This is a genomic window from Pseudomonas sp. 9_2_1 (genome assembly GCF_059295275.1).
On sequence record NZ_CM181239.1, the window covers coordinates 1,094,708 to 1,114,308 of the forward strand.

General features: G+C 65.1%; 20 protein-coding genes and 1 pseudogene. 17 read left to right on the forward strand and 4 right to left on the reverse strand.

Annotation, left to right across the window (positions count from 1 at the left end):
* Positions 1 to 89: 89 nt before the first annotated feature.
* Positions 90 to 1,055 (forward strand): type II secretion system minor pseudopilin GspK, encoded by a 966-nt coding sequence (gspK, locus tag AC5O5I_RS04875; RefSeq protein ID WP_172286603.1) that lies wholly within the window; start codon positions 90 to 92, stop codon positions 1,053 to 1,055.
* Between the two features lie 96 nt (positions 1,056 to 1,151).
* Here the strand turns inward: gspK and AC5O5I_RS04880 are convergent.
* Positions 1,152 to 3,178: pseudogene (locus AC5O5I_RS04880) on the reverse strand (PhoX family protein).
* A gap of 139 nt (positions 3,179 to 3,317) precedes the next feature.
* On the reverse strand, positions 3,318 to 5,393 hold the full coding sequence (locus AC5O5I_RS04885) for a PhoX family protein (protein ID WP_172222321.1): 2,076 nt from the start codon (positions 5,391 to 5,393) through the stop codon (positions 3,318 to 3,320).
* Between the two features lie 224 nt (positions 5,394 to 5,617).
* Here AC5O5I_RS04885 and AC5O5I_RS04890 point away from each other — a divergent pair, with 224 nt between their 5' ends.
* From AC5O5I_RS04890 to AC5O5I_RS04945, 12 genes are all read left to right on the forward strand, one after another.
* A complete protein-coding gene (locus AC5O5I_RS04890) occupies positions 5,618 to 7,258 on the forward strand; it encodes a bifunctional UDP-sugar hydrolase/5'-nucleotidase (RefSeq protein WP_494512152.1) in 1,641 nt (546 codons plus the stop codon).
* On the forward strand, positions 7,255 to 7,680 hold the full coding sequence (locus AC5O5I_RS04895; RefSeq protein WP_172222313.1) for a pilus assembly protein PilZ: 426 nt from the start codon (positions 7,255 to 7,257) through the stop codon (positions 7,678 to 7,680). The genes AC5O5I_RS04890 and AC5O5I_RS04895 overlap by 4 nt, the downstream gene beginning before the upstream one ends.
* A 21-nt stretch (positions 7,681 to 7,701) precedes the next feature.
* Positions 7,702 to 9,456: a type II secretion system secretin GspD gene (gspD, locus tag AC5O5I_RS04900; RefSeq protein ID WP_172222335.1), complete on the forward strand. Its 1,755-nt coding sequence runs from the start codon at positions 7,702 to 7,704 to the stop codon at positions 9,454 to 9,456.
* Complete coding sequence (locus AC5O5I_RS04905; protein WP_494512153.1) at positions 9,456 to 10,904, forward strand: GspE/PulE family protein; 1,449 nt, start codon at positions 9,456 to 9,458, stop codon at positions 10,902 to 10,904. The genes gspD and AC5O5I_RS04905 overlap by 1 nt, the downstream gene beginning before the upstream one ends.
* Before the next feature lie 3 nt (positions 10,905 to 10,907).
* Positions 10,908 to 12,110, forward strand: a complete 1,203-nt coding sequence (gspF, locus tag AC5O5I_RS04910) for a type II secretion system inner membrane protein GspF (protein ID WP_172287710.1) — start codon at positions 10,908 to 10,910, stop codon at positions 12,108 to 12,110.
* A 17-nt stretch (positions 12,111 to 12,127) separates the two neighbouring features.
* Positions 12,128 to 12,562 carry a type II secretion system major pseudopilin GspG gene (gene gspG, locus AC5O5I_RS04915; protein ID WP_172287707.1) on the forward strand — a complete coding sequence of 145 codons (435 nt, stop codon included), beginning with the start codon at positions 12,128 to 12,130 and terminating at the stop codon, positions 12,560 to 12,562.
* A gap of 3 nt (positions 12,563 to 12,565) precedes the next feature.
* On the forward strand, positions 12,566 to 12,994 hold the full coding sequence (gene gspH, locus AC5O5I_RS04920; protein WP_494512154.1) for a type II secretion system minor pseudopilin GspH: 429 nt from the start codon (positions 12,566 to 12,568) through the stop codon (positions 12,992 to 12,994).
* The gene (locus tag AC5O5I_RS04925; RefSeq protein WP_172222297.1) at positions 12,991 to 13,359 is read left to right on the forward strand and encodes a type II secretion system protein GspI; all 369 of its coding nucleotides are present in this window, start codon (positions 12,991 to 12,993) and stop codon (positions 13,357 to 13,359) included. The genes gspH and AC5O5I_RS04925 overlap by 4 nt, the downstream gene beginning before the upstream one ends.
* 157 nt (positions 13,360 to 13,516) lie before the next feature.
* On the forward strand, positions 13,517 to 14,107 hold the full coding sequence (locus tag AC5O5I_RS04930) for a type II secretion system protein (protein WP_172222276.1): 591 nt from the start codon (positions 13,517 to 13,519) through the stop codon (positions 14,105 to 14,107).
* Positions 14,104 to 15,180, forward strand: a complete 1,077-nt coding sequence (gspL, locus tag AC5O5I_RS04935) for a type II secretion system protein GspL (RefSeq protein WP_494512155.1) — start codon at positions 14,104 to 14,106, stop codon at positions 15,178 to 15,180. Before AC5O5I_RS04930 ends, gspL begins: the two co-directional genes overlap by 4 nt.
* The gene (gene gspM, locus AC5O5I_RS04940; protein ID WP_172222268.1) at positions 15,177 to 15,563 is read left to right on the forward strand and encodes a type II secretion system protein GspM; all 387 of its coding nucleotides are present in this window, start codon (positions 15,177 to 15,179) and stop codon (positions 15,561 to 15,563) included. Before gspL ends, gspM begins: the two co-directional genes overlap by 4 nt.
* Complete coding sequence (locus tag AC5O5I_RS04945) at positions 15,560 to 16,219, forward strand: hypothetical protein (protein WP_494512156.1); 660 nt, start codon at positions 15,560 to 15,562, stop codon at positions 16,217 to 16,219. The genes gspM and AC5O5I_RS04945 overlap by 4 nt, the downstream gene beginning before the upstream one ends.
* 50 nt (positions 16,220 to 16,269) lie before the next feature.
* Here AC5O5I_RS04945 and AC5O5I_RS04950 read toward each other — a convergent pair whose 3' ends face one another.
* Positions 16,270 to 16,824 carry a L,D-transpeptidase family protein gene (locus AC5O5I_RS04950; RefSeq protein ID WP_172222260.1) on the reverse strand — a complete coding sequence of 185 codons (555 nt, stop codon included), beginning with the start codon at positions 16,822 to 16,824 and terminating at the stop codon, positions 16,270 to 16,272.
* 21 nt (positions 16,825 to 16,845) lie between these two features.
* The gene (locus AC5O5I_RS04955) at positions 16,846 to 17,397 is read right to left on the reverse strand and encodes an NUDIX hydrolase (protein ID WP_494512157.1); all 552 of its coding nucleotides are present in this window, start codon (positions 17,395 to 17,397) and stop codon (positions 16,846 to 16,848) included.
* 124 nt (positions 17,398 to 17,521) lie between these two features.
* On the opposite strand from AC5O5I_RS04955, the gene AC5O5I_RS04960 reads away from it, so the two are divergent.
* From AC5O5I_RS04960 to AC5O5I_RS04975, 4 genes are all read left to right on the forward strand, one after another.
* Positions 17,522 to 18,121: a CoA pyrophosphatase gene (locus AC5O5I_RS04960; RefSeq protein WP_172222253.1), complete on the forward strand. Its 600-nt coding sequence runs from the start codon at positions 17,522 to 17,524 to the stop codon at positions 18,119 to 18,121.
* Positions 18,122 to 18,165: 44 nt separating this feature from the next.
* Complete coding sequence (locus AC5O5I_RS04965; RefSeq protein ID WP_172222249.1) at positions 18,166 to 18,690, forward strand: gamma carbonic anhydrase family protein; 525 nt, start codon at positions 18,166 to 18,168, stop codon at positions 18,688 to 18,690.
* Positions 18,680 to 18,883, forward strand: a complete 204-nt coding sequence (locus AC5O5I_RS04970) for a DUF1289 domain-containing protein (protein WP_172222246.1) — start codon at positions 18,680 to 18,682, stop codon at positions 18,881 to 18,883. The genes AC5O5I_RS04965 and AC5O5I_RS04970 overlap by 11 nt, the downstream gene beginning before the upstream one ends.
* Positions 18,884 to 19,073: 190 nt before the next feature.
* Complete coding sequence (locus AC5O5I_RS04975; RefSeq protein ID WP_172222237.1) at positions 19,074 to 19,541, forward strand: 7-cyano-7-deazaguanine/7-aminomethyl-7-deazaguanine transporter; 468 nt, start codon at positions 19,074 to 19,076, stop codon at positions 19,539 to 19,541.
* Positions 19,542 to 19,601: the final 60 nt, after the last annotated feature.

A 19,601-nucleotide genomic window follows, 5' to 3' on the forward strand; every position in this document is an offset into this window, starting at 1 on the left:
ACGTGAACATGACGAACGGGCATTGCCATCTAGCTGCAACACGCCGCGTGTTGACTGGCGTTTTTATCCGGCACGCGAGGCACGCACGCATGGGAGGCAGGAAACAGCGGGGCGCGGCCCTGCTGATGGTGATGGTGGTATTGGCGATGCTGGCGGCGGGCATGGCATGGCTGGTGGAGGATGGCCGACGGCAGGTCGACGAGGTGCGCCTGTTGCACCAGCGGGTGCAGGCCCGGGCCATGGAGCAGGCTGGCCTTGCCTATGCCGGGCAGGCGCTGCGTGACCCTGCCTGGCGGCTTAGCCCGCTGTTCTGGCAGGCGTTGCGCGGGCAACCGCTGAACTATGATTTTGGCGCCGGTCAGGCGCAGCTGCGGGTGCGCGACCAGCACACCTGCTTCAACGTCAACGCGCTGCTGGGCGCCGACGGGGAACGCGCCGAACGGCAGTTGCGTTACCTGCTGGGTGACACCATGGCCGCCGAGCGCCTGGTCGATGCCCTGGCCGACTGGCTTGACCCCGACAGCGACGCCCGCCTGCAAGGCGCCGAGAGTGCCCAGTACCTGCGCCAGCAACCGCCGCGGCTGGCGGCCAACCAGCCGATGCTCGACACCAGCGAACTGAACCTGTTGCTGGAGCCGGATGCTACTCGCCAGGCCCGTTACCCGATGCTGTGTGCGTTGCCGCAGACCAGCGGCTGGCGGCTGAATGCCAATGCCCTGGGGCTGGAGCATCTGCCACTGCTGGACGCGCTGTACGAAGGGCGCTACTCGCGTTCATTGCTCAGCCGCATCGTCAGTGGCCGGCCGGCGTCGGGCTATGTGGATGCCGCAGCGCTGCGCCAGGCGCTGGGGGCGGTGGATGATGAAACGTTTGAACGGTTGAGCGAAGGCTTGTTGCTCAACAGCGGGCATTTTCTGTTGCAGCTGTCGTTCGAGGAGGAGGGGCGGGTGATTCGCAGCGAGTTCCAGGTCGAAGCGCTGGGGGTGGTGCAATGGCATGCACGGGTGCCGGCGCAGCAGGTGCGGGTTCGCAGCAGGGAGCCGATGGGTTGGTAGGGGGCGGGGCTGCTTTGCGGCCTGTTCGCGGGCAATCCCAGTCAAGGCCTTGCCCCGAAAAGAGCCGCAAAGCGCCCCCCCCGGCGCACAGGTCGATCAGGCAGTACCGATCTCCCCACCATCTTCTCGCTGAATCACCACAGTCGAGGACCGTGGCCGCACTTTGACCCCAGCTGGGGGGATGTCAGTTGCGATTTCGCTGCAGGGCCAGTTATCGGGGTGCGAAATGTTGACGAAAATCGTTTTATTGTCAGGCGTGAACGCGATGCCAGTTACTTCACAGCCGTTAGGCCCAACAAAAAAGCGCCGTAGATCTACCTGGTTCTTGGCATTTACCGGGACCTGCATGCCATGCGTGTCAATCAGATGAGTGGGAATTACTGCCAGTAACTGATCGTTGGTGTATTCGGTGACTGTGCTCTCGCGGCTATCCGTCTCGAACCACAGCACACCGCGACTATCGAATTTCATGCCGTCAGGGCAGGCAAACTGATTGGCCTCGGTCAGGCCCGAACGATTGATGTCAGTCGTGCCCGCCGCATTGGCCCCGAATACGAAAATGTCCCAACTGAAGGTTGGCTGGCCTTCACACTCTCGCCAGCGAATGATCTGGCCGTGGCGGTTGGGGCCGCGAGGGTTGGCTGCGTCGACTTTTTCCGGCGGACGCACCTTGTTATTGGTCAGCGTCACGTAAGCATCGCCATTCAGCGGGTTCACAGCGGTCCATTCCGGCCGGTCCATTGGCGTCGCGCCCACGGCATCACCGGCACCGCGGGTATTGAGCAGGATGCCTGGCAGGTCACCATACAGGGCACCCAAGGTGCTCCCGTCCGTAGTCGCCGTGCCGACGTCCAGCAATAGCCATTCACCCTTGCCGTCAGCATTGAAACGGGCGGCGTACAAACTGCCGCTGTCCAGGTATTTGTCTCCGGTAGCCAGGCGATCAGCCGGGTTGGCATCGTCTGCGTCCCAAAGGGCGTCAGAAACGAATTTGTACAAATATTCATTATTGGAGTCGTCGCCCATGTACCAGACCAGCGGTTTGCCGGCTACAGCCCGGCCGGGCCGCAGCCTTCATGTCGAAAGCGGCCCATGGCAGTACGTTTCACGGCGCGGGTAGTAGCGCTGAACGGGTCGATCTCGACAATATAACCGTAGGTGCTGGCTTCGTTGCGGTAGTCATCGGTGGCGCTGGGACCGGTCGGGGTAACGTCGAAACGGGCAAACTCGTCATCCACTTCACAAGGGGCACCGGCAGCACTCTCCCAGCTGTATTCACTATTCGTGGCGCGCACCCCAAGGCGTGCCTGATCGCTTGGCAGCGTGGCTTTATTGACGAAATAGCGTGGCCAATTCTCTTCACCGCTCAGGTAAGTGCCCCAGGGGGTGTAGCCGTTGCCGCAGTTGTTATTGGTGCCCCGACAATGAGTGCCTGTGGGCGAAAATCTGGTCTTAACATGGTCGGTGCCACGCAGGGGGCCGGCGAGCTCCATAACTGTGGCGCTTGTAAAGCGGCGGTTGAGCGGGTCGTTCTCAACCACTTGCCAACGGCCAGCGACTTTTTTAACGCGGACCACGCCAGCTCCGTGGGCGTTGATCTCCTTGCGAACTTCTTCGGGCGGGCGGTTTGCAATAGCGTCGGTGGTAGGGCCATTCGGGTGCAAGGCTTGGGGGTCGATGAATTCGAAGTTGATCGCAAGCAGGCCGTCACTGGAGCTGCCGTCGAGGGGAAAAAAGTGCATGCCGTCGTGGTGCATGCCCATCGCATTGGCCTGGTCGACGGATGTGTTGCTGCCATCCTGCCGCCATGGGCGTGATAACTCATTGAGCGGCGTGCCCCAGGGCGCCAGAACATGGGCGGTGTATCCCGGCGGGACGCTGCAACCGTCGGTACGCGAGCCGTTGATGGATTCGAAGCCCAGGGTGGGCGCAGGTCGCACCGTTAGCTCAGGGGCGTCAGGCTGGCGCAGGCAGCTGCCCTTGCCCATGGCGACAACCATGGCGGCAGCTGTGTCGCCGGCAGGGATTCTTTGATTCTTGATCAAACAGGCGTCGGTAACATCGTGTAGGGAAGGATTGCGGCTGGGATTTCTGTCGTGGTTATCAGTGGTGTCTCGGCTCATCCGGGCATTCTCTCGATACGCTTTGTGAGCAACAACGCTAGTGCTCCGGATTGCGGGGTTGAATCAGGAAATCTACCCAGATCGGTCATGGACGACCGGTGTTCGAATCCGGTCGACCACTGAATGGCGGCCTGGTAAATCAGGCCGTGCCGATCTCCCCACCATCATCCCGCTGTATCACCACCGTCGAAGCCCGCGGCCGCACCGTGGCCCCAGCTGGCGTAGCATCGGTAGCCTTGTCGGTATACGGCCAGTTCCCCGGGTGCTGAATGTTAACGAACAAGGTCTTGTTGTCCGGGGTAAACGCAATCCCCGTCACCTCGCAATCATTCGGCCCGACGAAGAAGCGGCGCAGGTCCACCTGGTTCTGCGCGTTCACCGGCACCTGCTTGCCGCTGGCATCCACCAGGTCGGTGGGGATTACCGCCAGCAACTGGTCGTTGGTGTAGTCGGTGAGGGTGGTTTCGCCGTTGTCGGTCTCGAACCACAGCACACCACGGCTATCGAAGCTCATGCCATCCGGGCTGGCGAACTGGTTCAGTTCGGTCAGGCCCGAGCGGTTGATGTCGGCGGTGCCGGCTGCGTTGGCGCCGAACACGAAGATGTCCCAGCTGAAGCTCAGCTGGTCGTCGCTGTCGTGCCAGCGGATGATGTGGCCGTGACGGTTCGGGCCGCGCGGGTTGGCCGCATCGACCTTTTCCGGGGTGCGCGCGCTGTTGTTGGTCAGGGTCAGGTATACGTCGCCGTTCAGCGGATTGACTGCGGTCCATTCCGGCCGGTCCATCGGCGTGGCGCCCACGGCATCGCCCGCGCCACGGGTGTTGAGGATGATGCCGGGAAGGTCGCCATACAGCGCGCCAAGGGTGCTGCCGGCGGTGGTGGCGGTGGTCACGTCCAGCAGCAGCCAGACGCCGGTGCCGTCGGCATTGAAGCGGGCCACGTACAGCTTGCCCTGGTCCAGGTATTTGGCACCGGTGGCCAGGCGGTCGGCCGGGCTGGCGTCGGCGGCGTCCCAAACGGCAGTGGATACCCACTTGTACAGGTACTCGTTGTTCGAATCGTCGCCCATGTACCACACCAGCGGCTTGCCGGCGACCGGCAGGCCAGGGCAGCAGCCCTCGTGCCGGAAGCGGCCCATGGCCGTGCGCTTGGTGGCCAAGGTGCTGCTGTTGTACGGGTCGATCTCGACGATGTAGCCGTAGGTGCTGGCTTCGTTACGGTAGTCGTCGGTGGCGCTGGCGCCTTTCACGGTCACGTCGAAACGGGCGAATTCGTCGGCCACTTCGCTGCTGTCACCGGCAGCGCTTTCCCACTTGTACTGGCCGCTGGAAGTGCCCACGCCGATGCGGCGCTGGTCTTCGGGGCGGGTGCCCTTGTTGACGAAGATGCCAGGCCAGTTCTCTTCGCAGGTCAGGTAGGTGCCCCACGGGGTGTAGCCGTTGCCGCAGTTGTTGTTGGTGCCACGGCAGTGGGTGCCGGCGCTGGAGTACTTGGTCTTGACGTGCTCGGTGCCACGCAGCGGGCCGGTGATCTCCATGCGCGAGGCGGTGGTGAAGCGGCGGTTGAGCGGGTCGTTGTCGACTACCTGCCAGCGGCCGCCGACTTTCTGCAGGCGCACCACGCCAGCGCCGTGGGCGTTGATTTCCTTGCGTACTTCTTCCACCGGGCGCTTACCGTTGACATCGGTGGTAGGGCCGGCCGGGTGCAAGGCGGCGGCGTCGATGTATTCGAAGTTGATCGCCAGCAGGCCGTCTTCCGAGCTGCCGTTGATAGGGAAGAAATGCATGCCGTCATGGTGCATGCCCATGGCGTTGGCCTGGTCGGTGGAGGTGTTGCTGCCGTCGGACTTCCATGGGCTGCCATTGCTGTTGATCGGTGTGCCCCACGGGGCCAGCACATAGGCGCTGTAGCCGGCGGCAACGACGCAGGCGTCGGTGCGCGAGCCGGGGATGGACTGGAAGCCCAGCGCCAGCTTCGGCACTTCCGGCTCGGTGACTGGCGGCTCGGTCACCGGTGGTTCGGTGACCGGATCATCATGATCGGAGCCACCACCGTCGAAGCAGCCTGTCAGGCCGGTACCGGCAATCATGGCGATGGCGGCGCCCAGGCTGCCGCGCATCACGCTACGGCGGCTCAGGTAGGCGTCCATGACGTTGGCCATCGGCAGGTTGCCGCTTTGGTTCCGGTCCAGGTTGTCGCCGGTATCTCGACTCATCAGGGTGTCCTTGTTGTGGCTGAGTTGGAGGAAACCGCGACTTTAGAGCGCTAGTGTGATGATTCATTGGCAGAAATGTTAACGAGCTTTTAAAACTACCGGTTCTTAGATCCGTGGCCTACAGACCAATTTGGAATTGCTGTCGGATTTCTGCCATCAAACTGTAATGCCAACGCCGCAACATCCGGAGCCCTGAATGAGCGTGGATAAGGATGGCGGGTTCGATGGCAAGCAGTGTGCACAGGCGCGAAGTGATTGGCTGGATGGGTGTCGGTGCCCTGGCACCGCTGCTTGGCGCCTGTTCCGCCTTGCCTGGGCAGCAGGACGGTCACGCCCACCTCGACCTGCTGTATGTGGCCGATACCCTCGATGCCCGCCAGCCTGGCCAGGCTGTGGTGCCGGCCACCCGCCTGGGGCCGGTCAGCCACCTGGGCCGTGCGCCGTGGATGACCGGCAGCAGCGCCAGCGTCGCCTACCCACAACTGGCACCCTTGCTCGATGCCGGCCAGGCAGCGTCTGCCCAACTGGGCGGTTATGCGGTGCTGGCCGCGTTGCTGGAGCAACTGCGCGGCGAGGCGGGGGCAGGCAACAGCCTGACCCTGGAGAACGGGCAGGGCTGGAACGGCAGTGGCCTGGCCTACCTGACCCAAGGCGAAAGCGGGGTGCAGGGCAGCCAGCTGCTGGGCAGCGAGGTGCGGGTCAGCAGCGACGAACGCGTGCTGTGGCCACAACGCAGCCCCGGCCTGTATCGCCAGGCTGGCCCCATCACCCTGGGCGCCGGGCTGGCAGATGCGCAACGCCAGGCGCTGGGTGTAGAAACCTTGCACGTCTTCGAGCGCGGCGGCGCCCGTATTGCCGTGGTCGGTGTCACCGACCCTTACGCACAGGACCAGAAAGCCTCCCTGAAACAGTGGTATCAGTCGCTGCAGCCGGTGTTCGAACAGGCCCGGCGCGAGGCCGACCTGGTAGTGGCCATGGCTGATGTCGGTACCGGCCCCGGCCTGTGGCTGGCCGAGCGGGTAGCACAGATCGACGTCCTGCTGTGCGCCCGTGGTCAGGACTTGTGGCCGGCACCGGTGGCGGTCACCCAGGCCAGCGGGCGCCGTGTGCCGGTGCTGTTCGCCGGCTGCCGGGGCAGTGGCGCGTTCCGCCTGCGCTGTCAGCGCGTCGCTGGGCTATGGCAGTTCGACGGGCGTTTCTTCCCGGCTTTCGAACAACAGCTGGCACCTGCCGCCCTGTTACGTGTCGCGCAATTGCAGGCGAAATTACGGCAACAACGGGCCGGCCACGCGGCCTGGCTCGACCAGCCTTTGGCCCGTGCGCCGCAGGCCTTGTGGCGCCGCGATACCCGTGGCGGCAGCTGGGACCGCTTGCTGCATCAAGCCTTGGCTGACGACAGCAGCATGCCCGTCTTGCTGCCGGGCCTGCGTTATGACTATCCGCTGCCGGCAGGGGCAAGCATCACCCGCGAACACCTGATAAGTCTGACCGGTGGCTACCCGGCACCTGTAGTCGAAGCGCCGGCCCGACAGGTGGAACAAGTACTGGAAAACGCCGCAGAGCAACTGTTCGGCGACCCGCTGCTGCTGGACAACAGCCAGGACCTGCCACGCTGGCAGGGCCAGGCCTGGCATGTCAGTTACAGCCCGCAAGGCAAGCGCATCACCGGCCTGGAACCGGTACAAGGGCTGTGCCGCACATTTGGCCTGCAGTTCGAAACCCAGGCCGGCGAACCGCTTTGGCAGCGGGTCGAGGCCTGGCTGGCTCGGCAGCCTGGCGACTGGCAACTGGCCGCCCTGCAACTGCCCGACGTGCGTTACGTGCAGGGCCACCCGGGCTGGCATCCACGGCAGTTGGCCTCGTGATAGTTGCCTCGCGCCTGTTCACCGGCGCTGGCCTGGCCCTGGCCGGCTGGCTGGCCGCCCAATGCGTGCTGCAACTGAGTCGCCAGCCGCAGCCTGCCACGGCGCCAGCAAGGGTGAACAGCCCGCTAGCGGGGCTGATGGTCGGTCACTGGCAGGTGCCGGTCGACGACGGCAGCATCGCCATTACCCGCCTGCCGCTGCACTACCTCGGTGGCCTCAAGGCTCACCCCCTGAGCTCCAGCGTGGTGGTGCTGCGGTATGGCGAGCAGGTGCGCACCCTGGCCCGCGGCCAGCGCCTGGCGCCAGGAATCGTGCTGCAGGACATCGATGGCGATGGCCTGATCTTCAACAACCAGGGGCGGCGTGAACGCCTGCCCTGGCCGCCACGCCCTGCCGTGACCGGCTTCAAGCGCCAAGGATGAACGATGCCTGTTAGATACTGCATGGCGGCTGCGCTGAGCCTGGCCCTGGTCCTGGCCGTGCCGGGGGTGAGTGCCGAGGAACCTACGTTCGATGAAAACGGCACGCCGATGTACGAGGTGAACTTCGTCGACACCGAACTCGGCGAGTTCATCGACAGCGTGTCGCGCATCACCGGCACTACCTTCATCGTCGACCCGCGGGTCAAAGGCAAGGTCACCGTGCGCACGGTCGACCTGCACGACGCCGATGCCATCTACGACATCTTCCTGGCGCAACTGCGCGCCCAGGGCTATGCCGCCGTCGACCTGCCCAACGGCAGCGTGAAGATCGTCCCTGACCAGGTCGCGCGGCTGGAGCCGGTGCCGGTGGAGACCGGCGCAGGGCAGGGCGCGGGCAGCGACAGTGTGGCCACCCGGGTTTTCAATGTACGCAATGCCGCCAGCGAACAGGTGCTGGGCATCCTCAAGCCGCTGATCGACCCGCGGGTGGGCGTGATCACGCCCTACCCGGCGGCGCACCAGTTGGTGGTCACCGACTGGCGCAGCAACCTTGACCGCATTGCCAGCCTGCTGCATCAGCTGGAACGCCCCAGCGAAGCCGCCGGCACCCGTACCCAGGTCATCTACCTGCGCCACGCCAATGCCGGTGAAGTGGTCAAGGTGCTGCGCGGGCTCAGCCAGGAAGGCGCGGTGCCCGGCGAAGGCGCGGCCAATGGCGGTGGCGAAGGCCAGGGCAAGGACCAGCCGCTGGCGGTGGCCAGTGACTCGGGTATCCGCCTGGAGTACGAAGAAGGCACCAATGCCGTGGTCATGGTCGGCCCGGACAGCGAGCTGGCTGCCTACCGCGATATCGTCGAGCAACTGGATATCCGCCGTGCCCAGGTGGTGGTCGAGGCGATCATTGCCGAGGTATCGGACAGCAGCGCCCAGGAGCTCGGTGTGCAATGGCTGTTCGCCGATGAAAAGTTCGGCGCCGGCATCGTCAACTTCGGCAGCAACGGGGTGAACATCGCCAACATCGCCGGGGCTGCCGCCAGTGGTGACAGCGAGGCGCTGGGCGACCTGCTGTCGACCACTGCCGGCGCCACGGCAGGTATTGGCCACTTTGGCGGCGGCTTCAACTTCGCCATGCTGGTCAATGCGCTAAAGGGCAAAAGCGGCTTCAACCTGCTGTCCACGCCCACCTTGCTGACCCTGGACAACGCCGAGGCGTCGATCCTGGTCGGTCAGGAAGTGCCTTTTGTCACGGGCTCGGTAACCCAGAACAACGCCAACCCGTACCAGACCATCGAGCGCAAGGAAGTCGGGGTGAAGCTGCGCATCAAGCCGCAGATCAACATCGACAACAGCGTGCGCCTGGACATCGTCCAGGAGGTGTCATCGATTGCCGAATCCAGCGCCGCCAGCGACGTGATCACCAACAAGCGCGAGATCAAGACCAAGGTCATGGTCGAGGACAATGGCCTGGTGATCCTCGGTGGCCTGATCAGCGACGAGCTGAGCACCAGCAATCAGCGTGTGCCCTTGCTCGGCGATATTCCTTACCTGGGCCGGCTGTTCCGCTCCGATGCCAGCAAGAACACCAAGCAGAATCTGATGGTGTTCATCCGCCCGCGCATCCTGCGGGACGGGCCGAGCCTGGCCGGGCTGAGTGAAGACAAGTACCGCAGCTTGCAGCAGACCACGCCGCTGCAACTGCCGGACCTGGCACAAGGGACGCCGTTGCTGCAGGTGTTTCCCTCCAGCCGCGCGCGCCTGGAAGGCGGTGACTGGTGATGCTGCCGTATCGCCAGGCGCGCCACAGTGGGGTAGCCATGGCCCCGACCGAGCAGGGCTGGCAGCTGTGGCTGCGCCCTGATGCCGACAGTGCCCAGTTGCAGGAGCTGCTGCGCGTGCATGGCCAGCCCTGCGCGCTCGAATACCTGGAGCCGGCTGCCTTCGACGAGCGCCTCGGGCAGCTGTATCAGGGCGGCGATGCGGCCACAGCAGCCTTGATCGAGGGCATTGGCGACCAGGTCGACCTGGCCAGCCTGATGAGCGAGATGCCGCGTATCGAAGACCTGCTGGAAAGCGACGACGAAGCCCCGGTGATCCGCCTGATCAACGGCCTGTTCGGCCAGGCCCTGCGCCTGCGTGCTTCGGACATCCATATAGAAACCTTCGAACAAAGCCTGGTGGTACGCCTGCGAGTCGATGGCCACCTGCGCGAAGTGCTGCGCCCGCCGCGTGCGCTGTCGGCCATGCTGGTGTCGCGGATCAAAGTCATGGCGCGCCTGGATATCGCCGAAAAGCGCCAGCCCCAGGACGGTCGCATCACCTTGCGCGCGGCAGGGCGCGAGGTGGATGTGCGGGTCTCGACCTTGCCCGGTATCCACGGCGAGCGGGTGGTGATGCGTGTGCTGGACAAGCAGGCCAGCCTGCTGGCGCTGAGCAACCTGGGCATGCCGGCGGCTGTGCTGCAGGGCCTGCGGAGCTGCCTGGCGCGCCCCAATGGCATCGTGCTGTCCACCGGCCCGACCGGTTCGGGCAAGACCACCACGCTGTACGCCAGCCTCAACAGCCTCAATGACGGCAGCCGTAATATCCTCACGGTCGAGGACCCGGTGGAATACGCCATCGCCGGGATTGGCCAGACCGCCATCAACCCGCGCGCCGGGCTGACCTTCGCCAGCGGCCTGCGGGCCATCCTGCGCCAGGACCCGGACGTGATCATGCTCGGCGAAATCCGCGACCAGGAAACCGCGCAGATCGCCGTGCAAGCCAGCCTCACCGGCCACCTGGTGCTGTCCACCCTGCACACCAACAGTGCCGTGGGCGCGGTGACCCGCCTGCGCGACATGGGTATCGAACCGTTCCTGATCGCCTCATGCCTGCGCGGGGTACTGGCCCAGCGCCTGGTGCGGCGCTTGTGCAGCTGCGCCGTGGCCCACCCGCTGCAGCCTGCCGAGCGGGAGCTGTGGCCGGAGCTGGCAGCGCTGGGCAGCAGCTACCATGCGGTTGGCTGCGAGCAGTGCCAGGGCAGTGGTTATGTCGGGCGCCTGGGCTTGTACGAATTCATCGAACTGGACGCCGGGCTCGTTGGCCTGCTGTACGCCGGTGCCAGTGAGCTGGCCATGCAGGATTACCTGATCGACCGCCGCCAGAGCCTGGTCGCGATGGCCAGCGACTGCCTGGCGCGCGGTGAGACCAGCCTGGCCGAAGTGCTACGCGCGGTGCAGGGCTGAGCCATGCCGACCTATCGCTACCAGGCCGTCGACCTCGCCGGCAAACCCCACAAGGCCAGCCTGCAGGCCGACAGTGAACGCCATGCGCGCCAGTTGTTGCGCGAGCAGGGCCTGTTTGCCCGGCAGTTGCAGCGCCATGAGTCCGGCACCCGGCCACCCCGCCGTCAGCGCCTTGGCCGGGCCCAGCTGTGCGAGCTGACGCGTCAGCTGGCCACTCTGACCGGTGCCGGCATCCCCTTGGTGGATGCCTTGGCCACACTTGAGCGCCAGTTGCGTCAGCCGGCCCTGCACAGTGTGCTGGTGGCGCTGCGGGGTTCGCTGGCCGAAGGCCTCGGCCTGGCCCGCAGCCTGGCGCGCCAGGGTGCACCGTTTACCGGCCTGTACTGCGCATTGGTCGAGGCAGGCGAACGTTCCGGGCGCCTTGCCCAGGTACTGACCCGCCTGGCCGATCACCTGGAACAGGTACAACGCCAGCAGCACAAGGCGCGAACCGCGTTGATCTACCCCACGGTGCTGATGGGCGTATCGCTGGCCGTGGTGGTCGGCCTGATGACCTTCGTGGTGCCCAAGCTCACCGAGCAGTTCGCCCATGCCGGGCAGAGCCTGCCGCTGATTACCTCGCTGCTGATCGGCCTGAGCCAGGGGCTGGTGCACGCCGGGCCCTGGTTGCTGGGCCTGGCGCTGATACTCGGCGTGCTGGGCGGCTGGTTATTGCGCAAGCCGCACTGGTGCCTGCGCCGCGACCAGCTGCTGCTGCGCCTGCCACGCATCGGCAGCCTGTTGCAGGTGCTGGAAAGCGCACGCCTGGCGCGCAGCCTGGCGATTCTCAGTGGCAGCGGCGTGGCCTTGCTCGAAGCCTTGCAAGTGGCGACCGAAACCGTCGGCAACCGGCGCATCCGCCTGGCCATGGAGCAGGTGCGCCAGCAGGTGCAGGGCGGCACCAGCCTGCACCGTGCGCTGGATGCCAGCCAGCAATTCCCGCCGCTGCTGGTGAACATGGTCGGCAGCGGCGAGGCCAGCGGCACCCTGGCCGACATGCTCGAGCGCGTGGCCGACGACCAGGAGCGCGGTTTTGCCCGCCAGGTCGATACCGCCATGGCGCTGTTCGAACCCCTGATGATTCTGGTGATGGGCGCCGTGGTGCTGTTCATCGTGCTGGCGGTGCTGCTGCCGATCATGCAACTCAACCAGGGCCTGCAACTGTGAACACAAGGAGTATTGCCATGCAGCATCGACGTAATCGCCAGCGCGGGTTCACCCTCATGGAAATCATGGTGGTGATCTTCATCATCGGCCTGCTGATCGCCGTGGTCGCCCCCAGCGTGCTGGGCAACCAGGACAAGGCCATGAAGCAGAAGGTGCTGGCCGACCTGGCCACGCTGGAGCAGGCGCTGGACATGTACCGGCTGGACAACCTGCGCTTCCCCAGCAGCGAACAGGGCCTGGCCGCGCTGGTGAAAAAGCCGGCCCAGGAGCCGTTGCCACGGGCCTGGCGCAGTGACGGCTATGTGCGCCGCCTGCCGGCAGATCCGTGGGGCACCCCTTACCAGTACCGCATGCCTGGCGAACATGGGCGGGTGGATATCTACTCGCTGGGCGCTGACGGGCTGCCGGGCGGCGAAGGGCAGGATGCCGACCTGGGTAACTGGGCGCTGTAACGGGTGCGCCGTCAGCGTGGCTTCAGCCTGATCGAGTTGCTGGTAGTGCTGGCCATTGCCGGGTTGATGACCGGGCTGGCAGTGGCCGGGCTTGGCGGCCAGGCTGGTGTCGACCAGGCCCTGCAACGCCTGGCTGCGGAAATCCGCAGCCAGGCTGCGCTTGCCCGGCATGCCGGGCAATTGCGCGGGCTGCGCTGGAATGGCCAGCGCCCCGAGTTCGTGCTGCGCGAGGGCAATGGCTGGGTGGTGGCAGCAACTGCCCTCGGCGATTGGCCCAAGGGCCTGCAACCGGACTGGCCCGCCAGCCCACAGCCGCGCCTGCTGTTCACGCCACACGGCTGGTCGCAGCCGGGCAGCGTGTACTGGCGCTGGGCCGATGGCAGCCAGCAGTGGGCATGGAGCCGGGCCGACGGCCTGCGGGTAGCACCATGAAGCAGGCACAGCGCGGTTTCACCCTGCTGGAAGTGACCGTGGCCCTGGCAATTGCCGCCGTGCTGGCGGTGATCACCAGCCAGGTGCTGCGCCAACGCCTGATGGTGCAGGACAACCTGCAGCAACACCGCCTGGGCCTGCTGTGCGCGCGGGAGCTGCAAACCCGCTTCGCCGTCGAGCAGTACTGGCCCGCCGCCAATCAGGTCGGCGGCGAACTTGGCCAGGGCGGCCAGTTGTGCCATTGGCAAATGCAACTGCGGCGCACCGGCGTGCGCGACTTGCGCCGTGGCGAGCTGCAGCTGTACGCCGACCGCGACCAGCGCCTGCCGCTGGGCCAATACACCGTGTTCCTGGAGCGCCCATGAAAAATTCGCCAATCCTCCGCGGTCCCGGTAGGAGCAGCCTTGTGCTGCGAAGAGGCCAGTGTGCCCAATGGACTTCTGTCAGTCGGTCGGACCTCTTCGCAGCACAAGGCTGCTCCTGCAAGGGCTCAGTGCAAGCATCAAATCCGAGAATCAACCCATGAAACACCGCCAGGCCGGCCTGACCCTGATCGAACTGATGGTCGCCCTGGCCCTGACCGCCTTGCTCGGCATCATGCTCGCCGCGCTGGTCAACGGGTGGCTCAAGGTACGTGAACGCCTGCAAGTGACTACCCAGGAAACCTCGGTGCTGGATTTCTGCCTGGCCCTGGAGCGCCGTTTCGACAGCCCGGTGCTGCGCCGCGTCTATGAGCAGCGCCTGCCCCAGACCAGCCGCTGGCTGGACTGGCAACCGGCAAGCAAGCAATTGCTGTGGGTCGCTACTACCGGCCTGCCCGAGGCCGAAGGCGGCTCGCGCCTGCAACGTCAGCGCCTGCGCCTGGACGCCCGCGAGCAGCGCCTGCTGCTGGAAAGCTCGGCCGACCTGTACGCCGCCACGGCCCCACACTGGGTACGACGCGAGCGGCTGGAGCGGGTCAGCGCCATGAATGTCCTGTATTACCAGGGCGGCCGCTGGCTGGCCTGGCCTTCCGATCAACCCGCGCACCCCGGGCGTGGCGTGCGTGTGGAACTGCAGCGTGACGGAGCACCCTATGTCTGCACTTTCGCCCTCCCTTGGGGGCGCTCATGAAGTTTGAATGGCGGCGGCATGCACCGCCACAGCCTTGGCTGTTGCTGCGCCCGGGCTCGGTCTGGCACTGGGCACTGGTTGCGGGCAGTCACGTGCAAGATGAAGGGCAGGGCGAGCCGCCGGCGAACCTCCAGGCTCGCGTGGCATTGATCCTGCCTGCCGAGGCCAGCAGCCGTTTCCGGGTGCCGGCGCCACCCGGGCTCAAGCGCGAAGAGTGGCCGTTGTTGCTCGAAGACCGCCTGCTGCAGGCCACCGAGGAGGTCGCCTGCGCCTGCCTGGCCCGTAAGCCTGGGCACCTTCGCCTGCTGGTGGTCGCGCGTCAGCAACTGGAAGACTGGCGTGGGCAGTGTGCCGCATGGGGCTTGCAGGTCGAGCGCTGCTGGGCAGAGTTGCAACTGCTGCCCACGCCTGAGCCGGGTAGCGCCTGGCAATGGCAGCGCACACCTGGTGTGTCGTTGTACAAAGGGCTGGCCGAGGACTGGCAGGAGCACTGGCTGGCATGGCCGCAAGTGCTGGGTGACGTGCCGCGGCAGCCGTGGGCGCAGCTGCAGACGGTGGCGCTGAGCGGCAATTGGCCAAGCACATTCGCAGTGCTGGAAAAACTGCCCGGCCTGTTCGAACGCACCCACAGGACGCGAGCGTTGCCGCTGGCGTCGCGGCAACAACGACGTCTGCTCGCCGCCTGCCTGGTGCTGGCCGCTGTATGGAGCGGCCTGTGGCTGAACCAGCAATGGCGTCAGGCGCAACTCTGGCGCAGCCAGGTTATTGCGGTAACCGGCGAGCAGGCCAGCCCGCGGCATGCCGCGCAAGCCCTCAAACGCCTGCGCGAAAGCGAACTGCAACAGCAACTGCACAGCCGCCAGCTGCACGGCCTGCAATCGGCATTGCAGGCGTGGCTGCGCAGCCACCCCGACTGGCGTCTGCTGGCGGTGCGCTTTGATGGCCAGCGCTGGCACCTGCGACTGGAGGGCGAGGGCAGTGCGCCGCCTTGGCAGGACATGGCCAGCGCTGCCGGCGCCTCCGTGCAGGTAAACGGTGGGCAGGTGGTGTTCGATCTGGGAGCGACCTCATGAACCGCGAATGGCTGCAACGTCATCGATTGGCCTTCGCCTGGGTACTGATAGCCCTGTTGCTGGCCTTCCTGGCCCTGCGCGCAGGTGTTGCGCAATGGCGAGAGCTCAGCCAGTGGCGCGCTTTGGCCGAGCAGGCTGCCGGCCTGAAGGGCGGGCCTGGGTTGAACCTGGAGCGGCTTCGCCAATCGGCCCAGGCACGGGGGATTGAACTGGCTGAGGTGGATGCGCAGGGCAGCACCTGGAAACTGCGCGGCCAGGTGGTCGATGGACGCGAGCTGGAAGGCTGGTTGCAGATGTTGCGAGCAGAGGGCCTACAGCCCTTGCAATGGGGCATGGAGCGAGAGGGCAAGGGGTTGGGTTTTGATCTGGTGGTTCAACCATGAGGCGTCGGGCAGCGGCATGGGTTGTGCTGGTCTTCGTGTTGACGCTGCTGGTCGAACTGCCGGCCAGCTGGGTGGCGCGTGCGTTTGGCCTGCCCATGCGTGATGTCAGTGGCAGCCTGTGGCTAGGCGAGGCGCAACAGATGGGGGTGGTCGGCCCCTTGCGCTGGGCGGTGCAGCCTTGGCGCTTGCAGGCGAACCTGCAGTTGGGCTTTCAGGGCCAAACCTGGCAGTTGCGCGCCGAAGGCTGGCCGTGGCGCTGGCAGTTGCAGGCAGTGCCAATGGGTGCCCAGGCTACGGCGTTCACGGACTACCGCCTGGCTGGCCAGTGGCAGGGGACGATACGGCTGGAGGGGGGAGGGCGCCAATGTAGAGCCAGCGAGGGCCGCTTGACGGTCACCGACCTTGCACTGAGCGCCCCGTGGTCGCTGGGTTTGGGCGAGGGCTGGCTGGAAATCGACTGCGCCAGCGGCTGGCGCCTGCGTGGGCATCTGACACAACAGAGCCAGCATCAATTGACCCTGGAGGCCGACCTGCAACAGCGCCAGGCGCAGGTAGTGTTCGAATTGCAGCCCGAGGCGGCGCTGACGCCGTTGTTGCGTGGTGCACAGTGGCTCGGACCGCAAGCGTTGGCAGGGCAGCGAAACCTTCACTGGTAGGCAACTGATGTACGGATTTCGACCTGCAGAGCCTGCTGCAGGTCGCTAGGTCAGGGCCGAATCTCGATCAACGTCCCATCGCGCACCAGTTCCCACACTTCCTGCATGTCGCGGTTGCGCATGGCAATGCAGCCGTCCGTCCAGTCCAGGGTATGGAAGTACCATTCCGGGTATTCATCGTTCAGCGGCGTGCCATGGATCATGATCATGCTGCCGGCACTCACCCCTTCACGGGTGGCGCGGGCTGCATCGCTGATGTTCGGGTAATTGATGTGCATGGCCAGGTTGAAACGGTCGCTTTGCTTGCGCCAGTCCAGCCAGTACAGGCCTTCGGGGGTTTTCTTGTCGCCTTCTCGTTCCTTGGCACCCTTGGGCTGCTTGCCCAGCGAGATACGGTAGGTTTTCAGCGGCTCGCCACGGCTGATCAACTGCAGGCGGCGTTCGGACTTGATCACCAGTACCTTGTCGATCAGCGGTTGCATGGCCTGCTGCGAAGGCGACGGAGTTTGCGCTGCCGGCAGGGGCTTGCGGACGATGGTCTCGGTGAAGGCCGCCTGGGACACCGAGGTAACGCAAAGGCAGAAAAAGGCAAGCAACCAGCGCATGTAACGTATCCCTGAAGGGTTCTAGGTGGTGGTCGGGACGGTCATCGGCGGCAGGTATTCATGGCCTATGGGGTAGTGCTGCCCGATGCGGTCGCGATAGTAGCATTCTAGTGTGAGAGTGACGGTGCGGAAAGCCAGCTCGCTCCACGGTATCTCGTGCTCTTCGAACAGCTGCACCTCCAGGCTTTCGACACCGACCGCAAAATCAAGGTCCGCCAGTTCGGCGCGGAAGAACACATGCACCTGGTTGATGTGCGGCAGGTCGAACAGCCGGTACAGGCTCAGCGGCCCGACCCTGGCGCAGGCTTCCTCTACGGTTTCGCGACGGGCGGCCTGGTCGAGGGTTTCGCCGTTCTCCATGAAACCGGCGGGCAAGGTCCAGTAGCCTCGGCGCGGCTCGATGGCACGCCGACACAGCAGTACCCGGCTGCCCCAGGTCGGCAGCACGCCTGCGACGATGTTGGGGTTCTGGTAGTGGATGGTCTGGCAATGGTCGCAGACATACCGCAGGCGGCTGTCGCCCTCGGGGATCCGCTGAGTGACCGGCTGGCCGCACGCGCTGCAGAATTTCATAGGGGGGTCCTTTTGCTCAAGGCTATCTTGGCGTGCCTGCCGGGCCGTCGCAAGTGCGCGGGGCTTGGGTGCTTCGCGGCTTTGGTGCATCATGCAAGACAGGCCTTGGATACGAGCGTGCGCAATGCTGGACGAGCTACTTCGCCGAATGAGCAACCACCAACCCGCGTCACTGGAAACCGACCGACGGTTTCCGGAAGCGGCGGTCCTTTTGCCCATTACTCGCAGCGAAGCGCCCGAACTGGTCTTGACACTGCGCGCCAAGGGCCTGTCCACCCACGGTGGTGAAGTGGCTTTTCCCGGTGGTCGTCGCGACCCCGAAGACCCAGACCTGGTATTCACTGCGCTGCGCGAAGCCGAAGAAGAAATCGGCTTGCCGCCCGGCCTGGTCGAAGTGCTGGGCCCGCTCAGCCCGCTGATATCGCTGCATGGTCTGAAAGTGACGCCATTCGTCGGGGTAATCCCGGACTTTGTCGAATACCGCGCCAACGACGCCGAGATCGCGGCAGTATTCACCGTGCCGCTCGAATTCTTCCGCCAGGACCCGCGTGACCATACCCACCGTATCGACTACCAGGGGCGTAGCTGGTACGTGCCCAGCTATCGTTACGGCGAATACAAGATCTGGGGGCTGTCGGCGATCATGATCGTCGAGCTGGTCAACCTGCTGTTCGATGCCGGCATCAGCCTCCACCAGCCGCCCGAGCGTTATATCGAAATCTGAGCGGGGCCAACCCTGCCAACTGTGTCCTAGCCTGAGGAACCTTCATGAAATACCGCCTGGGCGACCTGCGGGTCGAGTGTCACCCCACCAGTTGGGCCGCCCCTAACGCCACGTTGATCGGCAACGTTCGCCTGCAGGCTGATGCCAGCGTGTGGTTTGGCGCGGTGCTGCGCGGGGACAACGAGCTGATCGACATCGGCGAGGGCAGCAATGTCCAGGATGGCACGGTGATGCACACCGACATGGGCTCGCCGCTCACCTTGGGCAAGGGCGTGACCGTTGGCCACAACGCCATGCTGCATGGCTGCACGGTGGGCGACTACAGCCTGGTCGGCATCAATGCGGTGATCCTCAACGGCGCGCGCATTGGCAGGCATTGCATCATCGGCGCCAATGCGCTGATCGCAGAGGGCAAGGAAATTCCTGATGGTTCGCTGGTCATGGGCTCGCCGGGAAAGGTGGTGCGTGAGCTGACCGAGCAGCAGATGCGCATGCTCGAAGCCAGCGCTGCGCATTACGTGCACAATGCCCGGCGTTATGCGCAGGAGTTGGTGGTTGATGATGAGTGAAGTTGCAGAGCGGCCGGTGGCCTCGCCGTGTGTGAGCATCTGTGCGCTGGATGAGCAGGATATCTGTACCGGGTGCCAGCGTACCGTGGCCGAAATTGGCCGCTGGGGTCGGATGGACAACGACGAGCGCCGGGTGGTGCTGAAACGCTGCCATGAAAGGGCAGTGGAGGCCGGCCTGATTATCGGAGGCTGAACACAGTGCTGGCTTCATCGCCGGCAAGCCAGCTCCCACAGGTAGTCCATGTGGCCTGAGGGTTTGCACGATCACTGTGGGAGCTGGCTTGCCGGCGATAGGGCCAGTGCAGGTAACACACCTGCTTGATCAAGCTGCCATTGACCTGAAAATCAAGTAATCTGTGCCGCTTGCCCGACGGTCACTGCCCATGTTCTATCTCATTGCCTATATCAGCAGCGTAGTGCTGATCAACTTCGCGTTCTCCAGCGCCCCGCACCTGGACATCATCTGGTCTGCCTGGGGCGGCCTGGTGTTTATCCTGCGTGACATGGTGCAGACCCGCTTCGGCCATGGCGCGCTGGTCGCGATGCTGGTGGCCCTGGTGCTGTCCTATGTGACCTCGGAGCCGGCCATCGCCCTGGCCAGTGCCACTGCGTTCTTCATTTCCGAGCTGATCGACTGGCTGGTGTTCAGCATCACCCGCCGGCCACTGCGCGACCGCCTGTGGCTGAGTTCGGCGCTGAGTATTCCGGTGGACACGTTCATCTTCTTCGGCATGATCGGCGCCCTGACCCCTGCGGTGATCGGCACCGCCATGGCCTCGAAATTCGCCGGTGTCACTGCCGTGTGGCTGGCCATGGCATTTCGCGCCCGGCGGGCTGCCGTGGCCGGTTGATGGTGTAGAATAGCGGTCCTTTTTCAGCGGGCAGTGCCACGCCTGGTACGGCCCCGGATG

Bases quoted from the DNA above. Each gene is read 5' to 3' on its own strand.
- gspK (WP_172286603.1), top strand. From the start codon at position 90: ATGGGAGGCAGGAAACAGCGGGGCGCGGCCCTGCTGATGGTGATGGTG.
- AC5O5I_RS04925 (WP_172222297.1), top strand. From the start codon at position 12,991: ATGAAGCAGGCACAGCGCGGTTTCACCCTGCTGGAAGTGACCGTGGCC.
- AC5O5I_RS04890 (WP_494512152.1), top strand. From the start codon at position 5,618: ATGGCAAGCAGTGTGCACAGGCGCGAAGTGATTGGCTGGATGGGTGTC.
- AC5O5I_RS04975 (WP_172222237.1), top strand. From the start codon at position 19,074: ATGTTCTATCTCATTGCCTATATCAGCAGCGTAGTGCTGATCAACTTC.
- gspD (WP_172222335.1), top strand. From the start codon at position 7,702: ATGGCGGCTGCGCTGAGCCTGGCCCTGGTCCTGGCCGTGCCGGGGGTG.
- AC5O5I_RS04905 (WP_494512153.1), top strand. From the start codon at position 9,456: ATGCTGCCGTATCGCCAGGCGCGCCACAGTGGGGTAGCCATGGCCCCG.
- AC5O5I_RS04885 (WP_172222321.1), bottom strand. From the start codon at position 5,393: ATGAGTCGAGATACCGGCGACAACCTGGACCGGAACCAAAGCGGCAAC.
- gspL (WP_494512155.1), top strand. From the start codon at position 14,104: ATGAAGTTTGAATGGCGGCGGCATGCACCGCCACAGCCTTGGCTGTTG.
- AC5O5I_RS04945 (WP_494512156.1), top strand. From the start codon at position 15,560: ATGAGGCGTCGGGCAGCGGCATGGGTTGTGCTGGTCTTCGTGTTGACG.
- AC5O5I_RS04930 (WP_172222276.1), top strand. From the start codon at position 13,517: ATGAAACACCGCCAGGCCGGCCTGACCCTGATCGAACTGATGGTCGCC.
- AC5O5I_RS04970 (WP_172222246.1), top strand. From the start codon at position 18,680: ATGATGAGTGAAGTTGCAGAGCGGCCGGTGGCCTCGCCGTGTGTGAGC.
- AC5O5I_RS04965 (WP_172222249.1), top strand. From the start codon at position 18,166: ATGAAATACCGCCTGGGCGACCTGCGGGTCGAGTGTCACCCCACCAGT.
- gspM (WP_172222268.1), top strand. From the start codon at position 15,177: ATGAACCGCGAATGGCTGCAACGTCATCGATTGGCCTTCGCCTGGGTA.
- AC5O5I_RS04955 (WP_494512157.1), bottom strand. From the start codon at position 17,397: ATGAAATTCTGCAGCGCGTGCGGCCAGCCGGTCACTCAGCGGATCCCC.
- AC5O5I_RS04960 (WP_172222253.1), top strand. From the start codon at position 17,522: ATGCTGGACGAGCTACTTCGCCGAATGAGCAACCACCAACCCGCGTCA.
- gspG (WP_172287707.1), top strand. From the start codon at position 12,128: ATGCAGCATCGACGTAATCGCCAGCGCGGGTTCACCCTCATGGAAATC.
- gspF (WP_172287710.1), top strand. From the start codon at position 10,908: ATGCCGACCTATCGCTACCAGGCCGTCGACCTCGCCGGCAAACCCCAC.
- AC5O5I_RS04950 (WP_172222260.1), bottom strand. From the start codon at position 16,824: ATGCGCTGGTTGCTTGCCTTTTTCTGCCTTTGCGTTACCTCGGTGTCC.